The organism is Thalassolituus sp. UBA6592, from assembly GCF_002433655.1.
GTDB lineage: Bacteria > Pseudomonadota > Gammaproteobacteria > Pseudomonadales > Oceanobacteraceae > Venatoribacter.
Genome location: NZ_DJIO01000084.1, coordinates 681 through 15,654 on the forward strand (window position 1 = coordinate 681; position 14,974 = coordinate 15,654).

16 protein-coding genes are annotated in these 14,974 nt (G+C 53.0%); 8 read left to right on the top strand and 8 right to left on the bottom strand.

Annotation, left to right across the window (positions count from 1 at the left end):
* The 5 genes from groEL to B2Z72_RS08410 all read left to right on the top strand — a co-directional run.
* On the top strand, positions 1–1,051 hold a 1,051-nt coding region (gene groEL / locus B2Z72_RS08390), incomplete at its 5' end, for a chaperonin GroEL (protein WP_297004538.1).
* Positions 1,052–1,278: 227 nt separating this feature from the next.
* Positions 1,279–3,243, top strand: coding sequence for a TonB-dependent receptor plug domain-containing protein (locus tag B2Z72_RS08395; protein ID WP_297004542.1), 1,965 nt, complete (start codon positions 1,279–1,281; stop codon positions 3,241–3,243).
* 247 nt (positions 3,244–3,490) lie between these two features.
* Complete coding sequence (locus B2Z72_RS08400; RefSeq protein ID WP_296983167.1) at positions 3,491–3,766, top strand: hypothetical protein; 276 nt, start codon at positions 3,491–3,493, stop codon at positions 3,764–3,766.
* Between the two features lie 52 nt (positions 3,767–3,818).
* The gene (locus tag B2Z72_RS08405; protein ID WP_296983165.1) at positions 3,819–4,106 is read left to right on the top strand and encodes a hypothetical protein; all 288 of its coding nucleotides are present in this window, start codon (positions 3,819–3,821) and stop codon (positions 4,104–4,106) included.
* Positions 4,103–5,800 carry a PepSY-associated TM helix domain-containing protein gene (locus B2Z72_RS08410; RefSeq protein ID WP_296983164.1) on the top strand — a complete coding sequence of 566 codons (1,698 nt, stop codon included), beginning with the start codon at positions 4,103–4,105 and terminating at the stop codon, positions 5,798–5,800. The genes B2Z72_RS08405 and B2Z72_RS08410 overlap by 4 nt, the downstream gene beginning before the upstream one ends.
* Positions 5,801–5,830: 30 nt before the next feature.
* On the opposite strand, the gene B2Z72_RS08415 is transcribed toward B2Z72_RS08410, so the two are convergent.
* From B2Z72_RS08415 to B2Z72_RS08450, 8 genes are all read right to left on the bottom strand, one after another.
* Positions 5,831–6,844 carry a DUF2955 domain-containing protein gene (locus B2Z72_RS08415; RefSeq protein WP_296983162.1) on the bottom strand — a complete coding sequence of 338 codons (1,014 nt, stop codon included), beginning with the start codon at positions 6,842–6,844 and terminating at the stop codon, positions 5,831–5,833.
* 20 nt (positions 6,845–6,864) lie between these two features.
* Positions 6,865–7,932, bottom strand: coding sequence for an HlyD family secretion protein (locus B2Z72_RS08420; protein ID WP_296983160.1), 1,068 nt, complete (start codon positions 7,930–7,932; stop codon positions 6,865–6,867).
* Positions 7,929–8,369 carry a transcriptional regulator SlyA gene (slyA, locus tag B2Z72_RS08425; protein ID WP_296983159.1) on the bottom strand — a complete coding sequence of 147 codons (441 nt, stop codon included), beginning with the start codon at positions 8,367–8,369 and terminating at the stop codon, positions 7,929–7,931. The genes B2Z72_RS08420 and slyA overlap by 4 nt, the downstream gene beginning before the upstream one ends.
* 192 nt (positions 8,370–8,561) lie before the next feature.
* The gene (locus B2Z72_RS08430) at positions 8,562–9,125 is read right to left on the bottom strand and encodes a nucleoside 2-deoxyribosyltransferase (protein ID WP_297004545.1); all 564 of its coding nucleotides are present in this window, start codon (positions 9,123–9,125) and stop codon (positions 8,562–8,564) included.
* Positions 9,126–9,173: 48 nt separating this feature from the next.
* Positions 9,174–9,959, bottom strand: a complete 786-nt coding sequence (locus B2Z72_RS08435) for a transglutaminase-like domain-containing protein (protein ID WP_297004548.1) — start codon at positions 9,957–9,959, stop codon at positions 9,174–9,176.
* A 202-nt stretch (positions 9,960–10,161) separates the two neighbouring features.
* On the bottom strand, positions 10,162–10,731 hold the full coding sequence (locus B2Z72_RS08440) for a hypothetical protein (RefSeq protein ID WP_296980923.1): 570 nt from the start codon (positions 10,729–10,731) through the stop codon (positions 10,162–10,164).
* Between the two features lie 115 nt (positions 10,732–10,846).
* Positions 10,847–11,662 carry a hypothetical protein gene (locus B2Z72_RS08445; protein ID WP_296980925.1) on the bottom strand — a complete coding sequence of 272 codons (816 nt, stop codon included), beginning with the start codon at positions 11,660–11,662 and terminating at the stop codon, positions 10,847–10,849.
* 191 nt (positions 11,663–11,853) lie between these two features.
* Complete coding sequence (locus B2Z72_RS08450) at positions 11,854–12,495, bottom strand: TetR/AcrR family transcriptional regulator (protein ID WP_296980927.1); 642 nt, start codon at positions 12,493–12,495, stop codon at positions 11,854–11,856.
* Positions 12,496–12,690: 195 nt separating this feature from the next.
* On the opposite strand from B2Z72_RS08450, the gene B2Z72_RS08455 reads away from it, so the two are divergent.
* The 3 genes from B2Z72_RS08455 to B2Z72_RS19260 all read left to right on the top strand — a co-directional run bounded on the left by B2Z72_RS08455 (position 12,691) and on the right by B2Z72_RS19260 (position 14,933).
* Positions 12,691–13,197 carry an HPP family protein gene (locus B2Z72_RS08455; protein WP_296980928.1) on the top strand — a complete coding sequence of 169 codons (507 nt, stop codon included), beginning with the start codon at positions 12,691–12,693 and terminating at the stop codon, positions 13,195–13,197.
* Between the two features lie 72 nt (positions 13,198–13,269).
* Positions 13,270–14,553, top strand: coding sequence for a glycosyltransferase family 4 protein (locus tag B2Z72_RS08460; protein ID WP_297004551.1), 1,284 nt, complete (start codon positions 13,270–13,272; stop codon positions 14,551–14,553).
* Complete coding sequence (locus B2Z72_RS19260) at positions 14,550–14,933, top strand: VF530 family protein (protein ID WP_349676754.1); 384 nt, start codon at positions 14,550–14,552, stop codon at positions 14,931–14,933. Before B2Z72_RS08460 ends, B2Z72_RS19260 begins: the two co-directional genes overlap by 4 nt.
* The last annotated feature ends 41 nt before the right edge of the window (positions 14,934–14,974 follow it).

Here is a 14,974-nt window from a genome sequence, read left to right on the forward strand (position 1 = left end):
CGGTTACCTGTCTCCTTACTTCGTAACCAACCAGGAAAAAATGACTGCAGAGCTGGATAACCCGCTGCTGCTGCTGGTCGACAAAAAAGTCGACAACCTGCAGGAACTGATTCCGGTACTGGAAAATGTCGCTAAATCCGGCCGTCCACTGCTGATCATCGCTGAAGACGTTGAAGGTCAGGCTCTGGCAACTCTGGTTGTGAACAACCTGCGCGGTACGTTCAAAGTCGCTGCTGTTAAAGCTCCTGGCTTCGGTGACCGTCGTAAAGCCATGCTGCAGGACATCGCTGTTCTGACTGGTGCTCAGGTTATTTCTGAAGAAGTAGGTATGTCTCTGGAGACTACTACTCTGGATATGCTGGGCAACGCCAGCAAAGTTGTAATCAGCAAAGAAAACACTGTAATCGTTGACGGTGCTGGCTCTCAGGACGACGTGAAAACCCGCGTTGATCAGATCCGTGCTGAAATCGCTAACTCTACTTCTGACTACGACAAAGAAAAACTGCAGGAACGTGTGGCCAAACTGGCTGGCGGTGTTGCAGTGATCAAAGTCGGTGCTGGTACTGAAGTTGAAATGAAAGAGAAAAAAGACCGCGTTGAAGACGCGCTGAACGCTACCCGTGCTGCGGTAGAAGAAGGCGTTGTTGCTGGTGGTGGTGTTGCTCTGGTTCGCGCTCTGTCTCAGGTTACTGTTGAAGGTGACAACGAAGATCAGAACGTGGGTATCGCTCTGGCACTGCGCGCTATGGAAGCGCCTATCCGTCAGATCGCTTACAACGCCGGTGCCGAAGGCTCCGTTGTGGTTGATAAAGTAAAAGCCGGTGAAGGCGCGTTCGGTTACAACGCTGCGACTGGTGAATACGGTGACATGATTGCTCAGGGTATTCTGGATCCTGCCAAGGTGACCCGTTCATCCCTGCAGGCTGCAGCGTCTATCGCTGGTCTGATGATCACTACCGAAGCCATGGTTGCTGAACTCCCTAAGGAAGAAGCACCAATGCCTGATATGGGTGGCATGGGCGGTATGGGTGGCATGGGCGGCATGATGTAATCATCCCCCGGCTACTTAATACGCTGAAAAAACCGGCCTTTATGGCCGGTTTTTTTATGCCTGTAGCACACGACTTCTCGCATATCTTCAGTCATATGCCTTAGCTGTATCGTCGTTCTTTTTGCCCGGAGTAGCAATAAAGTCTCAATTCTTATTTGATAATCATTTGCATTTGAGTAATATGTCGGCAACTGCAAATGATAACCAATATTATTAAGGAGAGAAGCATGAAGCCTATTCACCACCTTCTGTTTCTGGTGATTGCCGGAAACTTTACTCTGCTGGCAGCCCGGCCAGCGCTGGCCGACAATGATGAAAAAGCACTGGATAACGTGGTCACTACGGCCACCCTGAGTGCCCGTTCATCTGCGGATGTCCCGGCATTTACGACCGTAGTCACTGCCGACGATATCGCCAAAACCTCGGTTAACAGTCTGCCGGATCTGCTGCGTAACACAGTCGGCGTGAACAACCTGAGTAACGCCGCTGGCCGTGATGAACTGCAGATCCGGGGTCTTGGTGGTGAATACACGCTGGTGCTGGTGAATGGTAAGCGGGTGTCGTCCGGCGGTGCTTTCGCCAAAGGCAGCGATGCCGACTTAAGCTCCTTCCCGCTGAACAATATCGAGCGTGTTGAAGTGATCCGCGGGCCGATGGCAGCGATTTACGGCTCTGATGCCATCGGCGGGGTGGTGAATATTATTACCAAAGCGCCGACCGACGGGTTCTCCGGCTCGGTTACCGGCGAGTACCGTGATGTTGTTTCCGGTGATGGTGGTGACCAGTTCCGCGTCAGTGGCAACCTTTCCGGCAAGATGACCGATAAAGTGGGGTTTGATGTGACGGTGGAGCGTCTGCAGCGCGATGCCTGGTTTTCCGATGACGATGCCGAGTCGGCGGACGAAGCGCCGCTGATGGAAGAAAAAGACACCACCAATCTGCGCTCAACCCTGATGCTGGAGCTGACGGATAACCAAAAACTGGATATGGATTTTGGTTACGTTAAAGACGACCGCCCTTACGGTATTTACAGCAGTGATGGTGCTGTACGGGCACAAAAGCTGAATCGTGTGGACCTGGCGCTGACTCATACCGGTAACTGGGGCTGGGGTTCGACTTCGGCTTATATCAAGCGTGAAAACAGCCGCGTGGATGATTACAACACCAGTTATAACGTTGTGCAGCACAATACTCAGGAGCAGAACACCTACGCCAAGTTTTATGCCTCCCTTGCTTCTGACTGGAATAATCTGGTGGCCGGGGTGGACTACCGCCATCAGGACCTGAGCGACGATGTGAATTACACAGAATCCGGCGGTTATTCTATCGATCAGCTGGCAGCGTTTGCGCAGGACGATGTTTCTTTTGGTGATTTCACCCTGTCGCTGGGTGGCCGTCTGGATAATCACGAAGTGTTCGGTAATCACTTCTCTCCAAAAATTTACGCCCTGTACCACGTGACAGATTCGATCACAGTGAAAGGTGGCGTCAGCAAAGCCTTCAAAGCACCAGACGGCCGTGAGCTGAGCCCGGAATATCACGAAATCAGCTGCCATGGTGGCTGTTATATTCCCGGTAACCCTGATCTCGACCCGGAAACCAGTACCAGTTACGAAGCTGGTGTTGAAGTTCGCCAGGCCTCCTGGGATCTGACCGCCTCCGTATTTAAAAACAACGTAAAAGACCAGATTCAGCGTCTTCTGCTTGGGAGTGGTACGGCTGCTGACCCTTACGACGCTTCCTGGATTAACATCGATAAAGTCGAAACCAGGGGTTATGAACTGGCGGCGTCTGCAGACGTTATGCGCAGTTTATCTGTGTCCGGAAACTATACCCGTCTGATCGCCAAAGACGGCGACGATGCCTATGTCGAAGACCGCCCGCAACATCAGGCCAACCTCAGTGTTGACTGGCGTGCGACAGATGCGCTGACCGCGACAGTAACCACTAACTATATTGCCGGCATGCAAAGCAGCGCCTGGACAGGCAGTGCTACACAAACGGGTAGTCTGCCCAGCTATTTTCATACGGATCTTGGCGTCACCTCTGTGCTCAACAGCGCCTTTACGTTGCGTGGAGGCGTGAAAAACATAGGCGATTCGCGTACCGATAAAATGGAGAAGGGTGCACTCACCTATTCCACCAATGAGCTGGGCCGTAACTACTACATCAGCGGTACTTACAGCTTCTGAGTCACCTTCCTGGCCGCTGTTCAGGCCCGGCTCTGGTGTTGGTTAAGGAGTTGGTTCGGGGAATGGCAGAGGCGGGGGTGGAAAGCAGCAAATATAACAATTGCCTTTGATAATCATTTGCATTTATGTATAATGACGGCTTCTTTTATGCGCGGATGCAGCTGCCTGTATATGGCACAGCTGTGTCCCGGATTAAACCACGCCAGTATCTGGCTTATGCCACGTCTGTGTTTTTGCGGAGGATAAAATGGCTGCACTGTTTTTGATAATGACGCTGCTGGGTTGTGTTCTGCTGTATCTGAGTCATCCCAATCAACGTTGGCTTGCAAGACCGTTACCGGTTATCGGTGGGCGCTGGTCAGGACTGGTACTGGTGATCACCGGGTTGCTGGTGGCCATCAGCTACCTGCCGGTAAATGCTGCCTTGTTTGCCTGGCTGGTTATGATGATGCTGGTGATTGGTCTGCTGCCATTTGCTTTTCTGTTAAAGCCGGATGCCGGAGATCACACTGGTGGCCGCTGATCAGAACACAGTAAACAAGGCTCCAGTGCTGAACAGTGATGGGAAGGCAGTAGTGCGGGATAAGTTACAGCCTGACTGGTGGCGCAAAATTTTTGCCGGCACTGTGCTGGGGGGCGCTACGGCTTATGGTCTGGTGGGTATTTTTGCCTGGGCCGGTCCGGGTGGTATCAGCGCCACGGACAAAGTGCAGTTCAATATGTGGATGGCGGCACTGCTGTGGCTGCTGATTTTCTCTTTCACTTTCTTATTTCGCAGCGGAAATCAGGCGCTTATTTGGCTGGGGGGCTGCGCTGCAATAAGTCAGCTGCTGTTGTTTGTTGTGCGCGGAGCCCTGTTATGAAAATCCGCAGCGATATTATCCGTGTGTACAAAACACCGCACACCTGGGTAGGGATTACCTCCGGGCTGCTGTTATTTATCGGTTTCTTTGCCGGCGCGCTGACCATGTTTAAGCAGCCTGTTGATGCCTGGGTCAGCCCGCCGCAGCAAAAACTCAATCAGGTCAGTACGGCGCAGCTGGATCTGTTAGTACCTCAGGTGCTGACGCAGCATCCGGAGGCCGGGCGTGGTTTCTCACTGTATTTAACCGATGACGCACAGGTGTCGGCCCCTATGGTCTGGGAAAAGCCGGAAGAGGGCGGTGGTCGTGGACATCACCGTCTCGATCTGGATGCTGACATCTGGCAGGCGACTCTGAATACAGACAATACATTGATTGCTGAGCCGGTTCAGCCGTCTAAGCTCGGTGACTTAATCGATATGCTGCACCGCACCGCCGGATTTCCTGATCCGCATTGGGGTACATACTTAATGGGCATTGCCGGTGCTCTGTATTTTGTTGCGCTGATTTCCGGGCTGATTATTCTATTGCCGTCTTTGGTAAAAGATTTCTTTATCGTTCGCGCGGGAAAAAATCGTAAACGTTTCTGGCTTGATGCCCATAATGTGATTGGTATTACCAGCCTGCCATTTCATTTATTAATTGCTCTGACCGTCGTGGTGTTTGCCTTTCATGACGAACTTTATGCCGGGCTGCAGGAAGTCGTTTATCAGGAGCAGCCAATGTTCGGTGGTAATGCCGCCAGGGCGCGTGGTGGTTCCGGTAATACACCGCTGAATGCACAGGAAAAAACGCTGGCTGCGCCGTCTTTGCTGATTGCTAATATTCATGCAAAGGCACCGGAATACCAACTCACTCAGCTGCGTTATATGGGGCTGGATGGTCCGCGGGCGGCGGTCAGGGCGTACATATACCATCCGGATTATCTGGTGCGCGGGCCGGTAACCGCTTACCTTACACTGGACCCTTATTCCGGCGAAGTGACTTCGGATAATTATATGCCGGGTAAGGGTACGCCCTGGGCAGAAACTGTGATGCATTTCTTTGCCCTGCATTTTGGCAGTTATGGTGGAACACCGGTACGCTGGGTGTATTTTCTGCTGGGTTTAAGCGGTGCGTTTCTGTTCTATTCCGGTAATCTTCTGTGGGTAGAAAGCCGCCGTAAAAAGCAGAAACGTGATCAGCCGCAAGTACAGCAGCCAATGAATACCCGGTTAATGGCATCCGCTACAGTCGGCATCGCATTGGGCAGTATGGCTGGAGTCGCTGCTGCTATGCTGGCAGGCAAGTGGTCGATTGCTTTTAATTACCATAACACCAATGCGCTGTATCCGCAGGTGTATTACTGTGTCTTTCTTGCTTATGTTGTCTGGGCGTTCTGGCGTGGTGCTGCCAGGGCGTCGGTGCCATTATTGACTGTGTGTGCAGGATTAACGGCTGCAATTCCCTTCAGCAGTCTGCTGGCGCTGCTTGCCCCGTTAACCGGAATAAATAACGGACTGTGGATTAATACCGACACGGCCAGCCTGGCCGTTGATGCTACTGCTTTTGTGCTGGCGCTGATGCTCTGGTTTGCTGCCCGGCGCACAGCAAAGCGCCTTCAGTCTGCGAACAGGGATACTGTCTGGACAACCGCAGATAATGAACAGACATCACCCGCGGCGCTTACAGAAACGGCTGCCGCTAAAGGCTGACGCATAAATGACGGATGCCCAGACAGCGGATCAGTTTCGGGTCAGCTCAAAACGATTGAGAAAGTGGTCAAGTATATAAGCTGTAATAAGCACCAGAGTAACTGCCACAATTACCGACGTGAAACGGTAAATAGCCGAATACAGCATGTCGCCGTGGGGTGACAGATATTGGCCGAATAAAATACCCAACGTGGTCAGCGCGCCAAAGCCAACAGCGGATCCACTGCGCTCCAGCAGGTGCAGTTTGGCGGCGATTAATACGGTAATAAACATGGCCACTACAACCAGCGCCAGATGCTCAATTAAATCATTCAGTAACAACTGCACAGTAATGCCCAGCGCACAGCCATAGGCTACCCCTTTGCTGCGGTTAATCGCACTTGTAATGGAGCCCTGATAGGTCATCGGGAACAGAATCAGAATGGTGGCTACCTGAGCAGAAAGAGAATCCCGTAAATCAAAGATCTGGAATATTATGTAGGATAAAGTTGCCAATATAGCACCCAGCACCGTGCGATGATTGATCTGCGATGGTGTCAGTGGAGGCCTTGGCGGCATGTTCGGCGTTTCATGTTCCGGGATTAACCAATACAGAATCACACCACTGAATACTGAAATAAGACTGGCCAGTACGGTGGCAATCATCATGTCATTTATACTGGTGTCGGTATAGCTGCCAAAATGCAGTACGGTGGATACGGTTACCAGACCTGAGGCTCCGAGCATAAAGTAAGGCGTACTGGCCATCAGGCGGAAGTGAAAAGCAAAGACAAAAAATACCGCGATAATCATCAGTGTTGGATATGGATCAAACAGAACCTTTAACAGCCATATTTCGACCACGTTCAATAAGCTGGCAACGATGAATTCAACCGATATGTTGCGTGTAAACATGGGCACCATGCCCAGCAGCAGCATGGGAAAGACGGCAAAGAAAATGCCGTACGGCCAGTCCATGATTTTACAGATTGAAAAACCTATGCAGCTGCCAAGCGCAATGCGCAGCAGGCGGCGCTGCTCAAACGGTGTGAGATTAGTTTCCATATTCAGAAGCGGCCGCAGACTTAATAGATATAACGCAGCAGACTGATAATGTGCATCTGCAGGCTGCCAATCATTTTCATAATACTGCTGTCACTGGCGGCCAGCATTACCGTTGCGCGGGAACCGGTGACCAGAGTATCCGGCACTTTGGTTTCTTCCATATCAAGATACACACGGACGCGTTGAGCATCCCGCACCCAGCGGTCACTGTCATCAGGGTGTGCCAGTAAACCATCAGCCTGCAGCTGGCCCTGAGCAACACCAAGGTCGCGTCCGGTTAATTGTGCTGCAAATACTTCACCAGGAATGGCATCAAATACCACCCAGGCTTTTACATCATGATCAACGTGGCTGAGACTTTTTTCACGAAAGTCAGCGGTAATACGTTCGTGCCCGATAGTAACCAGCGACATCAGCGGCTGATTGGCGCTGGCCTGCACGCCTGGCATTAATTGCAGGTTGGAAATAACACCATCTTCCGGCGCGATAATCTCGGTACGGGACAGGTTTAACTGCGCCTGTTTTACCTCATTCACTGCCATGCGTACACGCAGGTTCTGCTCACCGGCATCACCAAGATTTACTTCAGCGGCATTACGGTTTTCGATGGCGGCATTCAGTCGGGCTTTGGCAGCCTGTGCCTGAGTCTGTGCCTGATCAATTTCCTGCTGGCTAACCATGTTGCGTTCCACCAGAGAGCGGATACGGTTCAGTTCGCGGATTGCTTCTTTTTCATTGACCTGGGCTTCGGCGACATTCGCTTCAGCCTGCGCCAGCTGAGCTTTTAATGTGGCGTTGGTCTGGTTTACTTCGCGCAGTGCCAGTTCGGATTTCTCTAATGCCAGTTCATAATCCCGCGGATCAATACGGAACAGAACATCGCCGGCATGTACCAGCTGGTTATTTTCGACGATGACTTCCGTTACTTCGCCGGATACCCGCGGGGCGATGGCTACTACCGGCCGATAGAGCATGGAGTACGAACTCATCGGTGTGGTCATGTCGGTGACAAGAATGTAAATCAGAATCAGCAGAAACAGAATGCCTGCGCGCTTCATCCAACGGTTAAAGTGTAAATCGGTCGTCATTTTTTAATTGCCTGCGTACTGTGTTGCGCGTTGTCGATAATCTGGTTCAGGCATTCGTGTAATACCTGACGTTGTTCACGGGAGAGCCCGTTGAGTAATTGCTGCCTGCCTTTTTTCGCCATGCTTTCTACATCGCTGAGAATCTGCCGGCCTTTTTCGGTCAGCCACAGAGTGCGCCGTCTGGCATCCTCTGCACATTGGCGGCGTTCGATCAGTCCGGATTCTTCCAGGTGCTGCAGTGTGCGTACCATAGAGGGCTGCTCGATGCCGATATCCGAAGCCAGTTCACTCTGACTGCAGCCTTCATTCAGACGGCCGAGATGGAGCAGGGCAATCCAGCGTGATTGGGTCAGCCCCAGTTCTTCCATATAGAAGTCGACGGTATGACGCCAGTTGAATGCGGCGCGGGCCAGCAGCCAGCCCAGGTTCTGTTCCATTTAAGGTTCCCGGCAGGAGGGTTATTTAGTTAGCATGCTAAGTAATTTAGCATATAGTTAGCATGCTAAGCAATTATGTCGCACGCTAAACCGCTGGCAAAAGAATGACAGCAGGAGAGAAAGTCAAAAGGGATAACAAGAAACAGAAACTCATAGCAGCAGGCGTCTGCTCAGCGCTGAGCGGCTGACGGTTTAAATCCGTTCAGCCAGCTGCTTTAGTATCTGTTCAAAGGCGCTGAGGTCGGTGTAACGCTGTTCCGGTGGGGCGTCGCAGGTAATAAAAATGCCGTTGGCCAGATAAATACCGCCTTCCAGCATCAGGTTATCGTGCAGGCCGAAGTTCTCGATGGTCAGGCCATCGCGGTCGGTGAGGTGAGCATCGCTGTCTTCTGGCATAGCGCCATGGCCAGAGTGCTGCCAGCTGCGCTCAGTAAATGGCGTTGATACATTGCTGTAGCCGGCCAGAACTTTTCCCAGGCCACGGGCCAGCCCCAGTTCGTAAACGGTGCCGGCATCGGCGCTGGGGCCGCGAAAGGGGGTCAGGTTGGCAATGATAATATCGGCCTGGTGAATCAGGGCTTCGTTTTCCCGGCTGATGGCAAACGCCAGAGATTCATCATCAGCAACGCTGATTTCACTGTCGATCGGAAACAGCCCGTCAAAACCATACTGCTGGCACAAATGCTTTTTCGCCGCTCCGGCTGCGTGGGGATCGGGCAGAAAAACGTCCGGTCCGGCGAGGTAAATCTTTTTCATGGCCATGGGTTTCCTCAGTCTGAAAAAGCTGTCAGCGGATGCGGCTGATCAGTCAATTCTTTCCACCGCAATCTCCTGATACACAGGCAATACCGGCGGGCCGAACTGATTATACACAGCCACGTCTGTGGCATCGCGTCCATAGCCGACCACCACGTAACCGCCGGGCAGATTTGCCTGGGTGGCATCGAAGGTGTACCAGCGTCCGCCAACATAGGCTTCAAACCAGGCGTGCATATCCATCGGTTGCAGATTATGCAGATAGCCTACCACCAGACGGGCAGGAATGCTGATGCTGCGGCACAGGGCAATGCCAAGATGGGCAAGGTCGCGGCATACGCCGGACTGACGCTGGTGCACTTCCACCGCCGAGACAGGTACATCACTGGTGCCAGGTGCATAAAGAATATTGGCTTTCAGCCAGTTTTCGATGGCTTTGACCTGATCGTAGCCAGGCAGTTGTCCGGCGACGATGTCGGTGGCCATATCGCAGAAACGGTCCGATTCGCAGTAACGGCTGGGCAATAGATAACCCAGTACGTCCTGAGGCAGATTGGCGATATCGGTAAAGGGTGCTCCCGGCGCTGAGTCCATCTGCTCTGCGGTTTCCGTCTCTGCCGATGTATAAATGGAAAACGGCCCGGGCGGGGTGACCAGTCGCTGACACAGGTTGCCAAAGCCATCGGCGAATTCAAACACCGGAATGTTCGGCTCAAGGCGGTATTCTTTTTTCGCTACCCACTGCTGGGCGCCGCTGCGCAGGCGCAACATAAGAATAAACGGGGTCGGAATGCTGATATCAAATTTCATCTGGCAGCGTGTGCGCAGCCGCATAACATAACTCCTGTTCTGTTGTCTGTGGCGAATGGCTGATGAGAGTTTCTGAACTCAGCACCTGTTGTCAGTATCCGTGGCTGTGAGTTCCGCTGATATCGTAATTGCTTAATATGACATGCGTGTGGGCTGTTCTGACTGCGCTGCGCGCACAAAAAAAGCCGCAACAGCGGCTTTTTGGTGGAGCAGATCAGCGCACAGATCAGTGCGACTGCAGCAGGGTCAGATACTGAGGATCAACATCGCCGGCGACATAGGCCAGACCCAGTTTGTTCAGATAATCCATGCGGTCGCATTTTAACGGGTTCAGTTCCGGCATCTGCTGTCCCAGTTCTTTGTACAGCTCTTTCAGCCACAGCAGATAAATATTGCCTGGTTCCATCAGCAGTGCTGCACCACCGGCATCGGTGATGACCAGCTTGTTCAGCTCTTCCGGCAGTTCCAGTTTAAACACCACAGGTGTTTCTTCCTGCTGCATGTAGAGAGTGCGGGTATGGGCTTTCTGGTTAGCCCAGAAATACGCCAGCTCTTTACTCTGGGTGACGAACAGCGGGTCCTGCTGATCGCTGGCTTCGTGACCAATGGTTCCCAGGGTTTTCATCTGACGTTGCAGCAGTTCGGCATCCCCCGAGCCTTTCAGACCAGAGGTTTTGATGGCTTCGACCAGTCCGGATGCTGTGCCGTGATACCAGATATTCGAGGTCGCAAAGCCGTCGGCGGAAATCAGGTCTGCTGCGTCTTTGAGAAAATCGGGGGTGGTAAATTCTTTCATGGGGTCTGTTCCGGTATGTGCCGGCCGCAACATAGGTCCGGCCGGGCATTCTGCTTATAGTGTTTTTGCTGGTCTGCTTTTCAGCAGTCGCATTGTACCAGCTGAACGCGGTTTTTCAGCTTTTTTGCAGGCGCGTGCGCAGCTGACCATAGATCAGCAGGTAGGCGACGGAGCACAGCAGAGATGCTGCGGTGCCGATATGCAGCCCCAGCGCCGGATACAGGTAAATCACCGCCAGTGCGTACACCGCCAGCGCGCCAATCCCGTCCGGGTAGTGTTTGATGGTGCAGCTGAGGACGTTGGCGCCATGGCTGATGTGCAGGATCAGAATCAGCGGGAAGAAGCTCACCGGGAAAGCCGCCAGCAGACCCGCCCGCGAAGGGCCGAGTACATCGGCCAGCGCGGTAATCAGCAGAATGGATGCGGTCGCAATGGATGCGCGGAACAGCAGGGTAGCCGTTTTGCCCGCCAGCAGCTGGCTCAGACGGTTCTGCGGAGCTGCGCTGTTATCGATATGGGTTTCGGGTATGTGCTTGAACAAGGTGCGGAACAGCAGAATCGCAGCAATGATCACCGCCAGACTGACAGCCGGTGATGGGGGCAGATACTGCAGCAGAAAAGACGATGCTAAAAAACAGCTGAAGCCACTGGCAACGGCCAGTGGAAGCCAGCGCAGGCCGGGTAATTTGCGGATCACCAGCCAGTAACCGAAGGCCAGACAGATCGCCGAAGTAAGGCCGGAGAGGGTATACACAGCACCGGCAGCGGCAAACTCAGCGCCCTGTTGCCAGCCAAAAAAGTACAGTGCGATGGCCGTTCCCAGCGGGAAACCTGCCAGCAGGCCAGCATGACGTGGGCTCATACGCTGAGCGACCTGCGCCAGCAGAACAACGGTCAGAAAGGTGATCAGGATTTTAGCGATAATCAGCACGGATGAATTCTTATAATGTTCAGGGTGCTGATTATATTAGCAACTTTGTCAACTTTGACCTATTGGCAATTTGGCCAGTGCAGCAGCCAACCGGGTCATTATGGGTGACGCACAGCGCTTGTCTTTTCCCTTTATCGCGCTTGTCGCACTTTGCTTTTAGCGAGATGTTTCAGCTGTTTTGCCGTTTTTGTTTAAACCCTGGTTTGTGCCATCTGCCGGGCATCACGAGCGGCATTTTTATTGCCACTGACGGTGGCAGCAACGATAGCTCCTTCTTTCAGCAGGCACCATTGAGTTGACAGCACGGTAGCCGCAGCTTCATCCATCAGGCCTTGCAAAAGCTTCTTCAGGGCGTGCTGCAGGCTGTTCTTATGTGCCCGGCAGGCCAGCAATACCGGATGATCCGGTTCACTGTATTCACCGCTGCTGTTGATAAAAAAACAGCCACGGAAGCCGAGCAGAGTATCGACACGGTCGTTGAACCAGTCATCCAGCGCCATAAACCAGGCGTCGCATAACGCTTCAACGCTTGCGCATTCCTGCAGCTGTGTCAGTAACCACTGACTGAAGATCTGGTCACGATAAGCGATGACGGCCAGCAGCAGATCGTCTTTGGTCGGGAAGTGGTGATACAGGGTTTTCTTGGCAATACCTGATTCGCTCAGTATCTGATTGATCCCGGTGGCGTGAATACCCTGCTGATAAAACAGGCGGAAAGCCGTCTGTACCAGTTCACTGCGCTTGCCACTGCTGTCTCCGGTCTGCCGGGTCTCTGGTGAGTTTGTGGCTGACGCTTTGGCTTTGTTTTGTGCTTTGGTTGGTGAGTCCGGCATGGTTTCGCTCTCATCTGCGGGCGCGGGGAAATGTCCCGTGCAAAATATTTTGACAAGAGTAGACCAATCTGTCTACTATTACTGGTAGACAGGTCGGTCTACCTTTTCAGGTGACCAGATTAACGCTGTAAAAGAACTGACTGCTGACAGGCCTTAAACCCGGCCTTAAAACTGTGCTTAAAAACGGAGCCTGATATGAAAACCGCTGACACCCGATTTCCCCTGCTGAGCGCAGCCTTTGGCAGCCGCGTATTCGCCGCCCTTCTTGCCGGAGGTGGCGCTGCCGCCTGCATCAGTCTGTTGTTGCTGTTGCAGGACTGGCAAAGCACTGCGCTGGTAATGGCACCCTTTGGTGCCACCATGGTGATTCTGTTTGTTCTGCCTGACAGCCCACTGGCGCAGCCGCGCAATATCGTGGGTGGTCATCTGCTGACGACGTTGGCGGGTTTGAGCGTACTGCATTTTTTCGGCGCTGATCCGCTCAGTCTGGGGCTGGCCACCGGATTGGGCATTGCCCTGATGATGCTGACCAATACCACCCATCCGCCAGCCGGCGCCAATCCATTACTGGTGATGCTGACGCAGCCGGGATGGAATTTTGTACTGACACCGGTAATGAGCGGTACCCTGCTGATCGTGCTGTTTGGTGTGCTTTATCACCGCCTGATCGCACGCCGGAATTATCCGCAGCGCTGGTTTTAATCTGTTTGCGCTGATCTTATGCCAGAGTGAATGCTGTGGTGATCAGGGGGAGGGCACGGCTATAATCGCGCCATGAATCAAGCTTCCGACATTCCTTTATCACAGACCCTGCTGGTTATCGGCTACGTCTGGCCGGAACCGGCATCCTCGGCCGCCGGCAGCCGTATGTTGCAACTGATCCGTGCCTTTCAGCAGCAGGGTTTTAATGTGGTCTATGCGTCACCGGCGGAGCACAGCGCCCACGCTGTTAATCTGCAGGCGATGAATATTCAGCCGCAGACCATTGCCCTGAATCACTCGTCGTTTGATGATTTTATTCAGCAGCTGAATCCACAGGCGGTGATGTTTGACCGCTTTATGATGGAAGAGCAGTTTGGCTGGCGGGTGGAAAAATATTGCCCGCAGGCGGTGCGCATTCTCGATACCGAAGATCTGCATTCACTGCGTCATGCGCGCCACGCCATGCTGAAAGCGCAGCCGGATGCTCTGCCGCTCAGGCCCACACCAGAGTTTGCTCACAGTGAACTGGCCATCCGCGAAATTGCTGCCATTCTGCGCTGTGATCTGACACTGATGATTTCAGAATTTGAAATGCAGTGGCTGACAGAGCAGTTTCAGCTACCGCAATCGCAGCTGCTGTATCTGCCATTTATGGAACAGCAAAGCGACGCTACGGATGTACCGGCAATGACAGAACGCCAGCATTTCGTGTCCATCGGTAATTTCCGCCATGAACCCAACTGGGATGCGGTGCGCTACCTCAAAGAACAGATCTGGCCATTGATCCGTCGTCAGCTACCTCAGGCGGAACTGCATGTGTATGGTGCTTATCCGCCGAAAAAAGCCACTCAGCTGCACAATGAAAAACAGGGTTTTCTGGTCCGCGGCTGGGCGGAAGATGCGCATCAGGTGATCAGCAGTGCCCGGGTACTGCTGGCACCACTGCGTTTCGGTGCGGGTTTAAAGGGTAAATTAATTGATGCGGCCCAATGTGGCACCCCGGCAGTGACAACCGCCATTGGCGCGGAAGGCATGTATCATCCTGACAGCCCCTGTGGTCTGATAGCGGATAACGCCAGTGATTTTGCACAACAGGCGGAGCATCTGTATAACGACGAAACGCTGTGGCAGAGCTTAAGCATTAATGGCCGTCAGCTGATCGGACAGCGCTTTGCCTTTGCCGATCACGCACCACGGCTGGCGCACGCGGTAAGTAAAATACAGCAGGATCCCGCGGGCCACCGTCAGCAGCATTTTTACGGTATGATGCTGCGCCACCACAGCATGAAAAGTACACAATATATGGCGCAGTGGATCGAAGCGAAAAACCGCCATACACAAGGTAATAATGAATGAGCACAGAAAATCCCCGCCGCCATCTGGATGGCGTTACCCTGGAAACCATTCTGACAGAGCTGGTCGATGAATTCGGTTGGGTAACACTGGGCGACCTGGTGCGCATTAACTGCTTCCGTTCCGACCCCAGCATAAAATCCAGTCTGAAATTTCTGCGCAAAACGCTGTGGGCCCGGGAGCAGGTGGAAACCGTTTATATCGGCTTTAGAGAAGGCGAGAGCGCGGGAAAAATACGTCAGCGCTTAAAGCAAAAAAGCCAGCCGTCAGCGAAAAAATCTGCGCCGTCAGGTAACCGCGCCGGTTCCGGCAGCAGAACATCCGCTGCTAAAACATCAGGAACAGACCCCTGGGCTAAAGCCAAAAAAGGCAGCGATCAGTAAACTGCGCTGCCTGCTTTTTATTTCCCGGTGCTTAACGCTTA